Raw genomic sequence first — 15,286 nt, 5'->3', positions numbered from 1 at the left:
GCCGAGCAGGGCCGGGATCTTCGCGGTTACATGCCGTTGGCTACGGACGTGTCGGCCTGGACCTGGACGGACGCCGCCGCCGCGTTGCCCATGGCCTGGCCGGCGGCGGCGTCCACCTCCTCGCCGATGTCGGCGACGTTGTTGTCCGCAGCGGCCATGTTGTGCCGGCCCTCCGCCGCCGTGGCCACTCCACGCGCCTGCACATCGCGCGTGGTGGTGAGCGCGTTGACGAAGGCGTCGGCCCCGCCCCAGCTCGCGCCGTTGACCTGCACCTGGTTGAGGAGGCGCTGGGTGTTCTCGGCCGCCTCGGCGGTGTCGGTGTTGGCACGGGCGCCCTCGCGGAAGCCCTCGGGGATGTACCACAGGCCGTCTGCGGACATGTTCGTTCTCCCTTCTCGTCGTTGGGCGTTGGGTTGCTCGGTTAGTCGGTTACTCGCCGAGGACGCCCAGGGCGGCGCTCTGGCGGGGAGCCCAGACCTCCGGGTCCTCGGTCAGGTCGGTGAACCGCCGGTTCTGGCCACCCGACCCGCCGCGCCCGCCTCGGCCGCCCGCGCCCATCCCCGCCATCGCTGGCGGGGGCATGAAGGGACGGCCGCCCTGGGCCGCTTCGCGCATCATCATCTGGTTCGCGACGTTCGCCCGCTGGCTCATGTTGTTCATGGCCTGGTTCAGCGCCTGACCACTGGCCGGGCCGGCGTGGGCGATGCTCGGCGGCAGGACGCCGCCGTACAGGCCCGCCATGCCGGCCGAACCGCCGCCGCCTGCCAGGCCCGCGCCGCCGACGCCGAGACCGGCGGGTGAGGCGAGGCCGCCCCCGCCGCCGAGGCCGGCGAGGCGGGTGGCGTACTCCGTGGCCTCACCGAACGGCTTGCCGGTGATCGGGTCGATCCACTTGCCGGTCTGCGGGTCGAACTCCCGCCCGGTGGCGGGATCGACCAGGTGGCCGGTGGAGGGATCGCGGTGCCACCCGGCGAACTCACCCTGCTCCGGCCCCATCGTGCTGGAGCCGGGGTACTCCCCCGCCCCGACGGCCGCGCCGTTGGGAGCCTGGTGGTCGGCGGGCGCCGCCGCGGCCGCCCCGCCTCCCCCGGCTCCCGCGGCCGCCGCGCCTCCCGCAGGGGACGCGGCCGACGCCGGAGCCGCCTCGTTGCCCCCCGGCGCCGTCGGCCCGGTGGCCGAACCACCCGGACCACCGCTCCTGGGCGCCGTCGGCGCTTCGGGGGCCATGATGCCGGCGTACTCCTGGTCCAGCCTGTCGAGGATGCCCTGGGCCTCTTGGGCGAGGGCCATGATCGCGCCCTCGGTTGCCGCCTCGGCCATGGTCGAGCCCATTCCGCCCGAATACGTGGCCATGGCCTGCTTGTACCGCTCCTCGAGCGCGATCGCCTCCTGCTCGGCCATCGCCGTTGCCTCGCTCGCCTTCTGAAGCTGAGCGCCGACCTGCCGCGCCATGTTCGCGGTGTTCGACGTGAAGTCGCCCACCTGGCTCAGCCGGCCGGAGAGTTCACCGAGGCCCTCGCCCGGCTGACTGGCCGCTGCCTCAGCCGCGCCTCTCAGCTGCTGGCCCTCCTCCTCTCCGACACCCGCCAGTTCGAGCCACGCTTCGGAGGCCGTCCGGATCGAGAACTCCTCGGCGCTCTTGATGTCGTTGATCAATTTCTGGAACTGGGCTTGAGCTTCTCCGATGCTCATGCGAGGACCGACCTCCGTGCCTGCGCCAGCGCCTGCTCGGCCGCCATGTCGGACTGCTCGCCGATCTGGGCCGCCGTGGCCGCGCTGCTGCGGATGTCGTCGACGGCCTGCCCGCCTTCGGACGCCTGCTGAGCCAGGCTGGTAACGGCGTCGCGCAGCACCTTCGCGGCCTGAGCCCCGCTGGGCACGTTGCCGAACATGCGGCCATCGGAGGTGGAGTCGAGCTTGCTGGCGCTCGCCCGCAGCTTGGCGAGCTTGTCGCGCTCGGCCGCCTTGGCCTCGACCTCCCCGAGGGCGGCGATGTTCATGATGACGTCCATGCTGTCTCCCGTGTCTCTCAAGGGATCCCGGGTGCCGGTCCCGTCAGGCCGCGCCACCGGCGGCGGCGGCGCGCATCATGGCGCCACCCTCGTTGCCGATGGTCTGGACCTGGCCCACCGCGCGGTTCTGCGCCATGACGCCCTCGTCGTAGAGGGAACCCTGCTGCTGGAAGGCCTGGTTGCGGCGCTCGATGATGTCGCCGAGCGCGGGGTCCACCTGGCCGTCGGCGACGAGGCCCATCATGTGCGTGTACACGTCGTTCCAGATCTGGAGGTACTCGTCCTGCTGGCCGACGGTCTGCTGCTGGATGTCGCTGAGGTTCTGGTTCTGGAACTGGATCAACCCGTTGAACGCCATGGCTTCTCCTACCTCGCTTCTTCTTTGTGATCTGGCGTCAGATGTACGCGGAGATGGACGTGTCGGGGGACACGCTGACGGGCTCGACGCCCTTCATGGTGGCCATCGCCGAGTCGTCGGTCTCCCGACCGGTGTTGGACGTCAGGCCCAGGGCCTGGGAGATCTCGTTCAGGGCCTCCGCCAGCATCCGGCCGGACTGGCCGAGGTTGTCGTAGGTGCCCATGGCGATCTCGGTGCCGGTGCCGTTGTAGGCGGAGCCGATGGTGCCGGCGTGCCCGCCGATGCCCTGGGAGACGCTGGCCATCCGCTCGTTGGCCCCGAAGACGACCGCCTTGACGCCGTCGACCGCCTCGGGCGATATCTGAATCAGCTCAGGCATGGATGCCTCACTTCCGCACGTTTCCGCAGGCCGGACCTTCCGGAGCTGCGTTGTCTGACGGAAGTGATGGAAGCAGCAGGAGTTCGGGAGGGGTGCCGAATCAGAGTGTCTGCGCGCTGTCAGCGCTGATCAGCGCCTTACGCCGCGCTGAGGACGCGGGGCTTGACGCGCAGACACGAACGCCGACCAGGCGTCGGCGGACACGACCAGGGCGGGGGCGTGGGCAGGGTTCTTGCTGTCGCGGACGGGGACGACGCCGGGGAGGCCGTCGGCGACCTCGACGCAGTTGTCGGCTCCGCCGTTGCTGTAGCTGGACTAACGCCAGCGGGCGGCGCTCAGGTCGGGTCGGGGGGCTCGCATGATCCTCTAGCCGTCCTTCATGAGTCTGCGGATGAACTCCAGGGAGCCCTCAGGTGACAGCGCATGGGAGCTGACCTCATCGTAGGAGAGCTTGAACTGCTCCACCTCGTCCGGCTCCTCGATCACCTCGCCGGACTTGCTGCCCTCCAGATAGGCCGCCGAGGTGCCGTCCGGGAGCCACAGGATGGTCAGCGAGCCGCCGAGCAGGCCGTGCACCCCGGTGCTCAACGGCAGCACCCGGATGGTCACGTTCGGCAGCTGCGCGTCGTCGAGCAGGCGTTGCAGCTACCGGTCCCAGGCGTCGCGGTCCCTCAGAGCACGGCAAAACACCGCCTCGTCCAGCACGCCCCGCTCAACGGCCAGGCGGAGGGGACGGAGCGGTGAGCACCTGCGTCCACCTCGGGTACGCAGCGGCGAGAGGTGCCCCCGGTGCAACGAGGTGGTGGGGGCACCGGCGCCGGCGTCAGCGATTCGCTCGGCGAAGAGATCGAACGGCACGGTCCCGTTCCATAGCTGTGTGTCGTGGGCCCAGTAGAAGCGCTCGAGGCCGCAGGCCCGCACCTGCCGCAGGGCGGCGGCCATCATGCCGTCTTCCGAGGTGTCTTCGTACGACTCCGAGCCTTGCTGGCGCCATCCCGGATTCTCTCCCCCCTGGCGGAATCCGTAGTAGTCGGCGATCCGGCTGATCCAGCGGGTCGCCGACCAGTTCTCCACTTCGGAAGAGTCCAGTGGAACGGAGTCGTCATCCGACGTACACAGATCGTCGTCGCCGGACCCGTCCGCGACGGAGGAGATGTAGGCCACGAAGTCCGGGCGTCGTGGAAGCTGTCCGTAGAACTCTGCCCAGGCCGCTCCGACGCCGAGCAGGCCGTCGGGCAACCTGGCTTCGATCGCCTGCTCATATGCTCGCGGCTGCACGCCCACGCCGGGCGTCAGCAGCTCGTACGAGCCGCGAAAGCCCTGATCCGCGAACGTCTGCGCCTGCCACAGCACGACATCCCGAAGTGCCCCGATGTACCAGTCCGCCCAGGCACGGACCTCGTCCGTACTCAGGTCCCCGTCCTGCGGGCGCCATCCTGGGGCAGGGTTCGGCGGCATGCTCGGTGGCATGTCGGCACCGTTCTGGGCATTCTCGTCAAAAGCCCAGTAGGAGCCGCCCTCCGGAAAGAGAATCTCGGCGTTGCCGCCCGAGGTCAGGCGCACCGTGTCGATCCGGGAGAAGTCGAGAACGTCGGCAACCGCCGCGATGTAGCGTTCCGCTCGCACGCGCAGCCGCTGGTTGAAGACGAGGTTCGGTTCGTCCGACGGCTCGCCATCTTGATTGATGAAGCGGCTGTTTGGGAGATCGAAGAGCCACCTTGGAGTATAGTGCAGGCCCAGTCCGAGAGTGACCGATCGGCCGGTCGCGAGCAGATCATCCGCAGTCTGCCGTATTTCCCGGATGTACTCCGAGTTCAATTTTCCTTCTCTTGGCTCGAAATCGCTCCAGTAGAGTTCCACCATGGCGGCGTTGATTCCGGCCTCGGCCTCGGTGGCGGAGTGCTCTGGCAGCGACATCAATGTCCCGAATAACGGCCGTTCCACGTCCTCCTGGGCCGCAGACCTCGTGGACGTGCACGCCCCACACAGCAGGGCGACGACGATCACGAAGAGAGCGGTACGAGTGCTAGTTGGGCGGGGGGATCTCATGTCCATAGGCGTTTCTGTACGTCTGGTAGTAGTTTTCGTAACCGCTGGACTGCGCATTCGTGAGCCACGCTTCCCGCGCGGCCTGGTCGCTCGGCACGGGGCCAAGGCGTTCCACGCCGCCGTACCTCGCACCGGCCGCCGATTCGGCCAGCAGGACACGCTGCTCCTCGTCGCCGAAGAGGAGAGCATGCTGCCGTGCGTTATTCATCGCCTCCGCCGGGTCCGGGAGCGCGTGACGGATGCCCTCGCCGACGAGCAAGGTCCCCCCGATGATGGCGAGCTTCGCTGGGACGGGGGCCGTGGTGTCCTTGATGGCCGCGCCGACCGCGGCGTTGCCGGCGATGGCTGACTGGTGCAGTCGGGTGTTGTCCTCGACCGGGAGGACGCTCCGCGTGTACTCCTCCGTGCCCGCCATGCGGCCGATGGCATCGAAGTAGTGGCCGGCGGTCGGGTCCCCGTTGTTGAGCGCGACGAAGGCGTTGTGCGCGGTGGCGCGCTCCCACGCGCCGAGGTCGTGGAAGAACTCGTTCCCGGCGGCCGGGTGGGACCTGGCGATCGTGTCGAACAGGCCCCGCCGGTCCTCCTGGGTGAGGGTGAATCCCCACCTGTAGTCCTCGCCGAGGAGATTGTGGTGTTCCCCGCTTCTCGCCCATTCGGCCTGCATGGCCGATGCATCGGCCTGCTGGGAGATCTGGGGCAGGTACCGCTCGGCGGTGTTCCCGATGGCGCTCTGCAGCGGATCGTGGTCCGCGGTGCCGTATTCGTTGGGTATCGTCCCGTGGATGGCGTCGGGGTTCTGGGCGGCGTACTTGAGGACCTCGAACCCGGCCCGGTGGTACTGCTCCGCCGCGTCAGCGTTGCGGTCCACGCCCGGCGGGAGTGACGTGCCGCTGTCGACGAGCGCACCGATGCCCTCGCCGGTCTCCCAGCGCTGGCCGAGCAGGCTCTCCCGGGTGGCTTGGTCGGTGAGGAGTCCGGCCGATTCCTCCGTGTTGAGGGCGACGTTCTCCAGCAGAGCGCTGCTGCCGGTGTTCGGGGGCGAGCCTGCGATGTCGGGACGATCGGGGTCGTACTGCTCGCGTGACCGATCCTGCCAGTCGACTGCGGCGGCCGCCTGGTCCCGGGCCATCTGATCGCCGGGCTCGATGGTGGCGCTTCCCACGACGTTGCCGAAGGCGTTGAACCCCTCCAGTTCCTCCTTCGTGAGCGGCGACTCGAACAGCGACTCCCACAGGCCCCCGCTGTTCTGGTCGTAGATGAACGGACGGATGCCCCGCAGCGGGTCCGGGTCGTTCGGTGCGGGCGGTGCCGACGGGTCGATGCCGCCGATCGCGGGGTTGGTGAGCAGGTTGAGGCCGTTGGCGACGTTCCTCCTGGCGGCCTCCGATTCGTCGCCGAGACCGACCCACGCGTCCATGTCCATTCCCGCGTTGAACGCCTTGAGGTACGCCAGCTCGTCCGGATCGAGCTGGCGCCCGTCCTGGCCGGGAACCTCCTGCCCCATGGCGTTGATGCGCTCAAGAGCCTGGGTGAGCACCTCTATTCTGTCCGCGTCCTGCAGATGCTCGGGTTTGGCCAGCTCTTCGCTCAGCATCCTCGCGTCGATCGCCCCTGCCTCGGCGCTGGTCCACAGCCCCAGCGGACCGGCGACGTCGTACCCCAGGCGCGTGAGCTCGTCTCCGTGCTCGTCGAGCCTTCTGCGATACACCTCGATGTGCTCGGCGATCTCGGTGTCCGCCCGTTGCGCGATCTGTACCGCCTGCTGGAGGCGATTGTCCCGAACCTGTGTGGCCAGATTCTCCGGCAGGTCGTACACACCCAGCCGTGCGTGGACCCTCGCGGAATAGTCGAGGTAGGCGACGTCCACGGGGGGCGGATTGAAACGGCGCTCTGCTTCGGGGATCGCGTTGACCTTGGCGACCATGTCCTCGTGCAGGCGCCGCCAGTCGTCCCAGGCCGCGTCCCGCTGCGCCTGGACGGCCGTTTCGAGGGGCGGGATCTCGCTTCTGACGGTCTCATCCGACTCGTAGGCCAGGTTGATGGACTTGGCCAGGATGTCGACGACGTCGAACATCTTCTGGCCGTTGTCCTGCAGTCCCATGCGGGTGGCGTCGGTCCGGTTGTTGGGGTCGATGATGTCGCTGCCGGCTCTGGCCGACGTCTGGTCGGCCCTCTGCGCCAACTGCGCGACGTCAGTGGTCTGGGCCGCTGCCTGGGCGTAACGGTCCGCCGTCTGTTCCATCTGGTCGAGCTTGAGTGAGGCGCTGAACTGCTCCTGCCGCTGCCACGGATCCTTGGGGGCAGCGGCCTGCTTGACCTCGTCGTCGGTGAAGTTCAGGTCCGGTTGCATCCCGGCACCTCCGGTTGGATTCCCTGCTGGCTGTTCGGAGTTGGCGCTGCTGGCCGCGCCGCAGAATCACAGGACCCGCCCGGCAGGGGTACCGATCCCGGAGGGGCAGAGTGGTGTGATTCAGCGACGAACCGGCACGCGGGTCCAGCAGCAGGGCTTGATCAGGTTCCGTGGGTGTCCGGGTCGTTCGCTGATGGCCGGGGAGTCCACGAAAGAGAGGAACCCCGGCCGCCACGGCAGTTCGTTGTAGGGGGTGTCCGGCGGTGTGTCGGGGGGCAGGCCCTGGTAGAGGAACTGCAGGTTGCAGGGGTCGATGGTCATGGTCTGGTCGGGGTTGTGGCGGACCAGGTCACCGTGGCTGATGTGGCTGGTCCAGGTGGCGCCGCTGTTGGCGCTGCCCGCGAAGGGGTTGTCCTCGCTGGTGGCCTGCGGGGTCCACTCACCGTCACGGACGATTGTCTGGGGGCGCCGACGGAGGCGGGCGGTGAGGGTTGCGGACGCCGCTGTGCACCCCAACGGTCACTCTCCGACCAGCCGGACGGCACCGGAACTCGCACCCGCCCTGCCCTGGGCGGGATGCCGCCGTAATACGCGGCGAAGAAGTCACCCGTGGCCCGTTCGAGGAGGGCCCGTACGAGGGGGTCGTGACGAAGTCAGGGCTATACGACCCTCGGTCCAGGCTGGCAGGCGCTTAGCCAGTTTCTTCAGCGACGGACCTCGCACGTGATGCCAATGCACTGCGATCGGCGTGCCGAACAGCGACCAGAAATGGATCGCCAGGCCTGGCCCGGCACCAGTCCCCAGCTCGCTGACTGGGATATCGGGCGCCGGTAGCTCACGAAACGGGTACACGCACAAGGCCTGACGGCCCTCGATCGGTCCGGGAAGAACCGCGACAGCACGGACTTCCATCCATCCCAAGCGAGTAGTCGGCCCACGTCCGTAGGACTCGTGGTACTCGACCCCGTTGGGGTCGAAACGCACAGCCGGGTCACCCGTGCGGCTCGGCGTGGGCCCGCCCAAATACGCGCTGACGGTGCTTGCCAGCGGGTTTTTCGGTCGGTAGAACAACGATTCGTCGCCCACTGTGCAACTCCTTCGGAAGCTCGCCCTCGGGTCTAGTAGTCGGGTTGCCCAGGGATCCCGTTCCGCTCCGCCAGGGAGCGGCCGCACGACCCTGGAACGTGCAACGGCGCTGGTCCAGCAGCTCAAGCAGGCGCTACCTGGGCGTGTTGCCCTGCGCGTAACCCTCCTGCAGCTTGCGGGCGTAGTCGGCGTAACTGCCCTCCGTGTTCCCGGCCCAACCGGCCATATCCTCGGGCCTCAGGGTCGTCGGCCGCAAAGGTGCCGTGATCGCCGCGCCTTGAGGGTTGTCAGGTGTGGCGCCGAATCCGTGATTCGCGGCCGCGTCGGCGACGAGCGTCCTCACGGCCCAGTCGCCGTAGTAGAGGCCGTCGAGCCGCGCCGTCTCCGCGAGGGCGTTCTGATCGGCGAACCCGTAACGGGCCGCCTCGGCGATGGTGACGGCCGTCCCGAGGATGGGAAGCTGCCGGCCAAGGCCCTCCACCGCGGCACCGATCGCGGCAGCACCGTTGTTGACGCCCGCGAGCGTCGAGGCCTGGGCGGTTTCGTCGGTGCGGATGCCGGCCTGGTTCTGCGCGTATTCCACCGCTCCTGCCACGCGCCCGAGGGACTCGAACTCCGTGCCGAGTTGTTGCACGTTTCCGGACCTCTGGAAGGCGCTGTCCGCGACGCCCGCCTCCCATTCGTGGACTCGCTTGAAGAATTCCTGCTGGATCGGTTCGTCGGCGTTGGCCATCACGGTGAACACGTCCTGGCGCTGGACGTCGGTCAGGCCGAACGCATGCGCGTAGCGTTCGCCGAAGATGTTCGGATTCTCGCCGGGGATCATTCCCGGATGCTGGGACTCGTAGGCAATCATGTCCATGTATCGCAGGGCGGTGTCGCCGACGGCGGCCTCCAGATCCCCGTGCTTGGCGTAGCCCGAGCCGTACGTCGCATTGATGTTGTCCGGATTCGCGGCTGCATAGTCGAGGACGTTGTACCCCGCTTCGACGAACGGGCGGGCGGCGGGGTCGTTGTGGCCCAGAGGGCCGTCCAGGATGTCCTGCGGAATGGTCGTGCCGCTCCTGACGACGTCGGCCACGCCCGCGCTGTTGTCCCACTGCGTGCCGAGCAGTTCGTCCCGGAGGGGCAGGTCGTTGAGGATGCCGTTCGACGCCGCCCCGTTGAGGGAGACGTCGTGGAGCAGGCCGCTGCTGCCGGTGTTGGTGATCGGGTCCACGAGGACGGAGGGGTCGGAGACCTGGTGCTGCGTGGCCGACAGCTCCTGACCGCTGATGGCGGCCCGCGTCAGGTCACGCGCCAGTTCGTGGCCCGGCATGACGGTCGCGCTCCCCATGAGATCGCCGAAGGCGTTGAACCGCCCCATGTCGGCTTCGAGGCCCGCGGAGGTGTCCGGGGATTCGTAGAGGAGCGAACGGATGCCCTGCAACGGGTCCGGGACGTTCGGGTCGGGCGCCGCCGCCGGGTCGATGCCGCCGATCGCGGGGTTGGTCAGCATGTTGTAGCCGTTGGCGATGTTGGTCCTGGAGACCCCCGTCTGGTCGGCGAAGCCGAGCGCCATGTTCTGGTCGATGCCCGAGTAGAAGGTCTTGAGGTAGGTGATGTCGTCATCGTCGAGCTGGCCGAGCGCGCCGCCCGGAGGGTTCTCCACGGAGACGCGAATGCCCTGGAGACCCTGGGTGTACAGGTCCAGAAGATCCGCCCGCCGGTCCGCCTCAGGCTTGGCCAGCTCCTCCCGCAGCATCCTGGCGTCGATCTCCGCCACCTCGGAGCCGGTCCACAGATCATTGAGCGGGCCGTCGGCGAGGTCGTACCCCTCGCGCATGAGCTCCAGGCCGCGCTCGCCGAGAGTTCTGCGGTACTGGTTGATCTCGTCGGCGATTTCCCCGTCCGTGGCGGTCGCGTCCTTCACCAGATCCTCAAGGTGACGCCGCCGGATGTCGTCGGCCAGGTTCTGCGGCAGTTGGTACCCACCGGTGGGGCTCGGAGGGACGTCCCACGACAGGTCGCCGTAGTGAATCTTCAGGGTGGGCAGGCCAGGAAACCGGGTGACGCCCCCCTCGCGGCGGGCGTTGATCTCGGCCTGCAGCGCGCGGTCCCAGCCGTACAACTCGGTCAGCGCCTCCTGGTGGCGCCGCCCGAGAGCGCCGTGGAGCCCGGTGATCTCGTTCTTGACCGCCGCATCCTTGTCGATCGCCAAGGTCATGGCCTGAATCAGGACGTTGGCGGTCTCGTCCATGCCTTTGCCGTTGCCCTGCATCCCCAAGTCGGTGTGCTCGATGCGGGGGGCGGGGTCGGCGAGGGGCTTGTCGCCCAAGGCGGCGGCGCGGGACGACACCTCGTCGGCCTTCTGCGCGAGCTCCCCGGTGTTGGCGGCCTCGACGGCCGCCTGCCGGTACGTGGCCGCGGCCTGCTCCATTTCTTCGACGTCCAGCGCATTGCTGAACTGCTCCTGCCGCTGCCACGGGTCGACAGGGGCCGCCTGCACGACGTCCTCCCTGGTGTATGGATTGATCACGCGGTACTCCTCCGGTTCTCGTCGGCGGGCAGAGCAGCCGGGCATCGGCGTCCATGGCGTTAACAAAAGCTGTCGCCGAGGTGGCCATCAAGGGTCGCGGAACCCGTTCGGCAGGGGTACCGAGCCCGGCGGTGCACAGTGGCGGAGGTCCGCGTCGACCCGGCCCGTGACACCGCCGAGAGGGGTAGACAGATGGCGATCCAGCGAGCGCCCGCGCCCGCGGCCTGGGGGGCGCCGGTGGTGCCGCCCGCCCGCGCCGTGCACTTCCCGACGCCGCCCCCGGCCCTGCCCGTGACGTACGCCGCGGCGGTCGACCGCTACCTCGCCGCCGCGCGCATCGGGAAGTCCGCCACGTGGATCCACCGCATCTCGCTCACCACCTGGGGGTGGATGTTCACCGGCCACCCCGCGCCCATCGGGCCGGCCCGCCGCGCGGCGACACCCCCGCCGTTCCCGCTGACCGCGCTCGGCGCGCCGGGCCTGGCGCCCGTCCTCGCCGAACTCGCCGCCACCCGGGCCGAGGCCGTGGACGTCGACACCGTCAGGCGCGAACTGTCCATCGCCCGCAAGGCGATCGCCTGGTGGCACGCCCAGGGCTGGCTCACCTTCGACCCCACCGTCGAGATCGATCGCCGGCCGGCTCTCCCGGACCCCACCAGGCCCCTGGACGGGAGCCAGCTCGAGGCCCTGTGGCGGATGAACGCCGCCGTGCGGGAGATGACGCTCTGGAAGCTGCTCCACGAGAGCGGGGCGCCGGCCGACGAGGTGCTGGCCCTGAACGTGGAGTACCTGAACACCCCGGACAGGTCGGGGATGATCGTCGCCGCGGGCGGCGCGCTCAAGCACATTCGCTGGGCGTCCGGCACCGCCGAGCTGCTGCCCCAGCTCGTCGCCGGCCGCCCCAGGGGGCCGCTGTTCCTCTCCGACCGCCAGGCGTCCGGGTGGATCCCGGACCGGGACCGGTGCCCGATCACCGGGAAGGCCCGGCTGTCCTACCGGCGCGCGGAGGAGATCTTCGAGTGGAGCACCCGGCTGCTCGCCAACCCCCTCGCCCGGGCCAAGGACATCGAGGTGCTGCGCGGATGGGGGCCGCTCCACCGGCTGCGCCGCAGCACGTTCGGCCCCTACGCCCTCACGTGAGGCTCACTTGAGCATGCGGCCCTGGGAGTCGGTGCTGTCGCTCGCGAGGAGGACGATCCCGTCGATCAGGGCCCACACGCCGCAGCCGCCGCAGGTGAGGAGCTGCGCGATGCCCATGCCGACGTGGCCGGTGTAGAAGCGGCCGATGCCGAGGCCGCCGAGGAAGAGCTGGAGCAGGCCCGCCGCGACCTTGGACTTGTTGGAGAGCGGGCGGCCCAGCCGGTCGTAGCCGAAGGGCGCGTACGGCACCGCCACGGGCACGGCCACGGGGTACATGGTGCCGCCGGGATACGCCGGCGCCGGATAGCCGGTGGCGGGCTGGCCGGGGACGGCGGGATAGCCGGTGGCCGGCTGCGGGTACGGCGTGCCGGTCGCCGGGGGCCAGGCCGGGGTCGCGTGCGGCGGCGGGGTGTACCCCCCGGAGGCGGGCGCGGCCGGTGCCGCGGGCGCGGGCGGCGGGGGCGGCTGGTGGTGGTACGGCGAGGACGGGGTGGGGGGCGTGGAGGAGGTCATCGTCGGCATGTTGTGCGGCGGCGCCCCGTCCGCCGGTTCCACGGCCTTGGCCGTGGACGACTCGGGGGCGCCCACCGCGAGGAGCCGGGCGGCCTCCTTGCCCAGTTCGGCGGTCAGCGCCGGCGGCAGCCACACGCCCGCCGCGCCGTCCGGATCCTGGTGCCGCGCCGCCTCCTCGGCTATCTCCGCCGGGAGGGGCCTCGCCCCCGCCTCCTTGGCGAGGCAGCGCGCCACCAGCTCCCGCATCGGCCCGCTGAGGCGGCTCAGGTCGGGCATCTCGCTCAGCACGCGGTGCATCAGGGTGTGCGGGGCGGAGTCGGTGGCGCCGAACGGCCCCTGGCCAGAGGCGGCGTACGCCAGCACCGCGCCGAGGCCGAAGACGTCGCTCGCCTCCGAGGGGTGCTCGCCGCGTATCTGCTCCGGCGACATGTACCCGGGCGACCCCACGGCCACCCCGGTGCGGGTCGCGACGCTGACGTCGGCGGCGCGGGCGATGCCGAAGTCGATGACGCGCGGGCCCTCCAGCGTGATCAGCACGTTCGACGGCTTCAGGTCGCGGTGGGTGACGCCCGCGCCGTGGATGGCCACCAGCGCGCGGGCCAGCCCCTCCGCGAGCCGCCAGACGGAGAACTCCGGCAGCGGCCCGCCGTTGAGCTCGTCGACGACGCGCGCCAGCGAGGGGCCGGGCACGAACCCGGTGGCCAGCCACGGGATCTCCGCCTCGGTGTCGGAGTCGAGCACCGGCATGGTCCACTCGCCCGACACCTGCCGGGCCGCCGCCACCTCGTGCCGGAACCGGCGCCGGAACTCCGGCTCGGCGGCGAGGTGGACGTGGATCAACTTCACCGCCGCCATCCGCCCGTCCGGCGCGCGACCCAGGAACACCTGCCCCATGCCGCCCGTCCCCAGGCGTCCCAGCAGCCGGTACCCACCCAGCTCACGCGGATCCGCGGTCCCCAACGGTCGCACAGCCCCGCCCCCCTACTGCCTCACGACGTTTCACAGTCCGCCGCACATTCTCCTCACCTCGCCGTCCAGGGCCAACCCTGGGGCCGTAACAGTCAGAAGCCGGCCGACGCCAGCTCCTGGAGCAGCCGGGCCTTGGAGCGGGCGCCGACCAGGGTCAGCGCGGGCTCACCGGCGTTGAACAGCATCAGCGTCGGCATGGACAGCACGCCGTAGGCGGCCGTGGTCCGCGGGTTGGCGTCCACGTTCAGGGCGACGATCCGCAGCTCGCCCTCACGCTCGGCGGCCACGGCCGCCAGCACGGGCGCGATCATGCGGCAGGGCGGGCACCAGTCGGCGGTGAACTCGACCAGGACGGGGATCGGGGAGGCGAGCACCTCGGCGGCGAAGTCGTCGTCGGTGATCTCAGCGACGGTGGCGGCGGTCTGCGGCATGGTGGTGCTTCCTCTCGGTCGGGGGGAAGAGCTCGCACGCCGGCTCGGGCGGCGGCGGTGGCGGTGGCGGCTGCCGTACTGCGGGGGCCTCCGCCTCGGCGTGGGCGAGGCGTTCGCGGACGGAGTCCCGGACGGCGGTCAGCTCCGCGATGCAGGCGTCCAGCTCGGCAAGCTTGCCGCGGTAAGCCGCCAGCGAGGCCGGGCAGGCGTCCCCCGTCGGGTTGCCGGCGCGCAGGCACTCGACGAAGGGCCGCGTCTCCTCCAGGCCGAAGCCGACGTCCGTCAGCGCGCGGATCTGCCGCAGCAGCCGCAGCTCCTCCTCGCCGTAGGTGCGGTGACCCCTCGGGTCGCGCCGCGCGGTGAGGAGGCCGCGGGCCTCGTAGTAGCGCAGCGCGCGCGTGGTCGTGCCCGCGCGCGCCGCCAGTTCTCCGATGCGCATCACGTCATCGACGGTATGCCCTGACGCCGACGTCAACGCCAGCGGCCGCCCTCACTGCTCCGCGAGCAGCAGTTCCCCGTCGAAGGAGTCGAGCAGGGCGCGCTCGCCGACGGGCTCGTCGAGCTCGACGGTGACGGGCTCCGTGATCAGCTGGTCGGTGCACATCACGCCCGGCCCGGCCTCGTCGGTGACCAGCCCGGCGAGCACGACGCTGCCCTCGGTCTCGTACACGTCCACGGCCGTGCCGCCGTCGCACGCGCCGCGGCCGGTCATCAGGGTCACGCTCGTGCCGTCGCCCGAGACCGAGACGACGCCCTCCAGCGGCTGCGCCTCGCCCGGATCGCCCTCGACCGGCTCGACCGGGGCGTTCAGCGGCTCGGGGACCTCGACCGCGGCGACGATCAGCGGGGTGTCGTAGCCGTCGAGGGTGAAGTGCCAGGCGGGCACGGTCGCCGGGCCCCGGCTGGTGTGCAGCCGCATCTCGCCCGCCTCGGCGCCGGTCACCTCCAGCGTGGCGCTGTCGGGCCGCTGCCCGGCGCCGGTGTCGACGACGTTGAGGGCCGCCTCGGCGGACATCGCGGTCACCGGCATCGAGGTGCCGTCCTCCCAGCGGACCCGCTCGTCGCGGGTGTGGCCGTCGGGGAGGGCGGTGCTGAGGGTGAAGCCGCCCCGGTCGTACGCCCGCTGGTCCTGCTCCCCGCGCAGGCCGCCGTCGGGGAGCTGGACCGGGCCGTCGACCGGGTAGTAGCCCTCGCTCCAGGCCGCGGCCTCGTCCGAGCCCTGCCAGGCCTCGGCCACCTCCTGCATCCGCGGCCAGGCGGGGCCGGACCCGGCGTTCCCGGCGTTCCCGCTGTTCCCGCTGTTCCCGCCGTCCGATGGGCCGCCGTTGTCGGCGGGCGCGCCCGGGTCCCCGCCGCCCGACTCCTCCGTGCCGCAGCCGAGGACGCCCCCGGCGAGCAGCGCCAGCGTCGCCGCCGCCACGCCGCGCCGTATCCATGGTGTGCGCATCGGTCCTCCTGATCGTGGCTGGTCCCGTGGCCGG

14 protein-coding genes and 2 pseudogenes are annotated in these 15,286 nt (G+C 70.5%); 1 reads left to right on the top strand and 15 read right to left on the bottom strand.

Going from position 1 to position 15,286, the window contains the following annotated elements:
- Nucleotides 1-26 precede the first annotated feature (26 nt).
- The 11 genes and pseudogenes from ACTWQH_RS06680 to ACTWQH_RS06630 form a co-directional block, all read right to left on the bottom strand.
- A complete protein-coding gene (locus ACTWQH_RS06680; protein WP_443285409.1) occupies nucleotides 27-380 on the bottom strand; it encodes a hypothetical protein in 354 nt (117 codons plus the stop codon).
- A 49-nt stretch (nucleotides 381-429) separates the two neighbouring features.
- Nucleotides 430-1,692, bottom strand: coding sequence for a hypothetical protein (locus ACTWQH_RS06675; protein WP_443285408.1), 1,263 nt, complete (start codon nucleotides 1,690-1,692; stop codon nucleotides 430-432).
- Nucleotides 1,689-2,012, bottom strand: a complete 324-nt coding sequence (locus ACTWQH_RS06670; RefSeq protein ID WP_443285407.1) for a hypothetical protein — start codon at nucleotides 2,010-2,012, stop codon at nucleotides 1,689-1,691. The genes ACTWQH_RS06675 and ACTWQH_RS06670 overlap by 4 nt, the downstream gene beginning before the upstream one ends.
- A 43-nt stretch (nucleotides 2,013-2,055) precedes the next feature.
- Nucleotides 2,056-2,370, bottom strand: a complete 315-nt coding sequence (locus ACTWQH_RS06665) for a hypothetical protein (RefSeq protein WP_443285406.1) — start codon at nucleotides 2,368-2,370, stop codon at nucleotides 2,056-2,058.
- A 37-nt stretch (nucleotides 2,371-2,407) separates the two neighbouring features.
- Nucleotides 2,408-2,749, bottom strand: coding sequence for a WXG100 family type VII secretion target (locus ACTWQH_RS06660; protein ID WP_443285405.1), 342 nt, complete (start codon nucleotides 2,747-2,749; stop codon nucleotides 2,408-2,410).
- 129 nt (nucleotides 2,750-2,878) lie between these two features.
- Nucleotides 2,879-3,052 (bottom strand): annotated as a pseudogene (locus tag ACTWQH_RS06655) (DUF397 domain-containing protein); the annotation flags it as partial.
- A gap of 63 nt (nucleotides 3,053-3,115) precedes the next feature.
- Nucleotides 3,116-3,385, bottom strand: a complete 270-nt coding sequence (locus ACTWQH_RS06650) for a Scr1 family TA system antitoxin-like transcriptional regulator (RefSeq protein ID WP_443285470.1) — start codon at nucleotides 3,383-3,385, stop codon at nucleotides 3,116-3,118.
- Nucleotides 3,386-3,394: 9 nt separating this feature from the next.
- Nucleotides 3,395-4,756 carry a hypothetical protein gene (locus ACTWQH_RS06645; protein WP_443285404.1) on the bottom strand — a complete coding sequence of 454 codons (1,362 nt, stop codon included), beginning with the start codon at nucleotides 4,754-4,756 and terminating at the stop codon, nucleotides 3,395-3,397.
- A 19-nt stretch (nucleotides 4,757-4,775) separates the two neighbouring features.
- Nucleotides 4,776-7,148 (bottom strand): hypothetical protein, encoded by a 2,373-nt coding sequence (locus ACTWQH_RS06640; protein WP_443285403.1) that lies wholly within the window; start codon nucleotides 7,146-7,148, stop codon nucleotides 4,776-4,778.
- A 213-nt stretch (nucleotides 7,149-7,361) separates the two neighbouring features.
- A pseudogene (locus tag ACTWQH_RS06635) lies at nucleotides 7,362-7,592 on the bottom strand (non-reducing end alpha-L-arabinofuranosidase family hydrolase); the annotation flags it as partial.
- A gap of 775 nt (nucleotides 7,593-8,367) precedes the next feature.
- Complete coding sequence (locus tag ACTWQH_RS06630; RefSeq protein WP_443285402.1) at nucleotides 8,368-10,752, bottom strand: hypothetical protein; 2,385 nt, start codon at nucleotides 10,750-10,752, stop codon at nucleotides 8,368-8,370.
- Nucleotides 10,753-10,944: 192 nt separating this feature from the next.
- On the opposite strand from ACTWQH_RS06630, the gene ACTWQH_RS06625 reads away from it, so the two are divergent.
- Nucleotides 10,945-11,892: a site-specific recombinase gene (locus tag ACTWQH_RS06625; protein WP_443285401.1), complete on the top strand. Its 948-nt coding sequence runs from the start codon at nucleotides 10,945-10,947 to the stop codon at nucleotides 11,890-11,892.
- 3 nt (nucleotides 11,893-11,895) lie between these two features.
- On the opposite strand, the gene ACTWQH_RS06620 is transcribed toward ACTWQH_RS06625, so the two are convergent.
- The 4 genes from ACTWQH_RS06620 to ACTWQH_RS06605 all read right to left on the bottom strand — a co-directional run bounded on the left by ACTWQH_RS06620 (nucleotide 11,896) and on the right by ACTWQH_RS06605 (nucleotide 15,252).
- Nucleotides 11,896-13,374, bottom strand: a complete 1,479-nt coding sequence (locus tag ACTWQH_RS06620) for a protein kinase domain-containing protein (protein WP_443285400.1) — start codon at nucleotides 13,372-13,374, stop codon at nucleotides 11,896-11,898.
- Nucleotides 13,375-13,466: 92 nt separating this feature from the next.
- A complete protein-coding gene (gene trxA, locus ACTWQH_RS06615; protein ID WP_443285399.1) occupies nucleotides 13,467-13,805 on the bottom strand; it encodes a thioredoxin in 339 nt (112 codons plus the stop codon).
- Nucleotides 13,777-14,244 carry a MerR family transcriptional regulator gene (locus ACTWQH_RS06610; protein WP_443285469.1) on the bottom strand — a complete coding sequence of 156 codons (468 nt, stop codon included), beginning with the start codon at nucleotides 14,242-14,244 and terminating at the stop codon, nucleotides 13,777-13,779. The genes trxA and ACTWQH_RS06610 overlap by 29 nt, the downstream gene beginning before the upstream one ends.
- Nucleotides 14,245-14,295: 51 nt before the next feature.
- Complete coding sequence (locus ACTWQH_RS06605) at nucleotides 14,296-15,252, bottom strand: hypothetical protein (protein ID WP_443285398.1); 957 nt, start codon at nucleotides 15,250-15,252, stop codon at nucleotides 14,296-14,298.
- Nucleotides 15,253-15,286 lie beyond the last annotated feature (34 nt).

The sequence above is a fragment of the Streptomyces sp. 6N223 genome (genome assembly GCF_052246635.1).
Classification (GTDB): domain Bacteria; phylum Actinomycetota; class Actinomycetes; order Streptomycetales; family Streptomycetaceae; genus Streptomyces.
This window is presented reverse-complemented; position numbering and strand designations above follow the sequence as displayed.

Coding starts and splice junctions, on each gene's coding strand:
- ACTWQH_RS06680 (WP_443285409.1), bottom strand. CDS start 380: ATGTCCGCAGACGGCCTGTGGTACATCCCCGAGGGCTTCCGCGAGGGC.
- ACTWQH_RS06675 (WP_443285408.1), bottom strand. CDS start 1,692: ATGAGCATCGGAGAAGCTCAAGCCCAGTTCCAGAAATTGATCAACGAC.
- ACTWQH_RS06670 (WP_443285407.1), bottom strand. CDS start 2,012: ATGGACGTCATCATGAACATCGCCGCCCTCGGGGAGGTCGAGGCCAAG.
- ACTWQH_RS06665 (WP_443285406.1), bottom strand. CDS start 2,370: ATGGCGTTCAACGGGTTGATCCAGTTCCAGAACCAGAACCTCAGCGAC.
- ACTWQH_RS06660 (WP_443285405.1), bottom strand. CDS start 2,749: ATGCCTGAGCTGATTCAGATATCGCCCGAGGCGGTCGACGGCGTCAAG.
- ACTWQH_RS06640 (WP_443285403.1), bottom strand. CDS start 7,148: ATGCAACCGGACCTGAACTTCACCGACGACGAGGTCAAGCAGGCCGCT.
- ACTWQH_RS06625 (WP_443285401.1), top strand. CDS start 10,945: ATGGCGATCCAGCGAGCGCCCGCGCCCGCGGCCTGGGGGGCGCCGGTG.
- trxA (WP_443285399.1), bottom strand. CDS start 13,805: ATGCCGCAGACCGCCGCCACCGTCGCTGAGATCACCGACGACGACTTC.
- ACTWQH_RS06610 (WP_443285469.1), bottom strand. CDS start 14,244: ATGCGCATCGGAGAACTGGCGGCGCGCGCGGGCACGACCACGCGCGCG.
- ACTWQH_RS06605 (WP_443285398.1), bottom strand. CDS start 15,252: ATGCGCACACCATGGATACGGCGCGGCGTGGCGGCGGCGACGCTGGCG.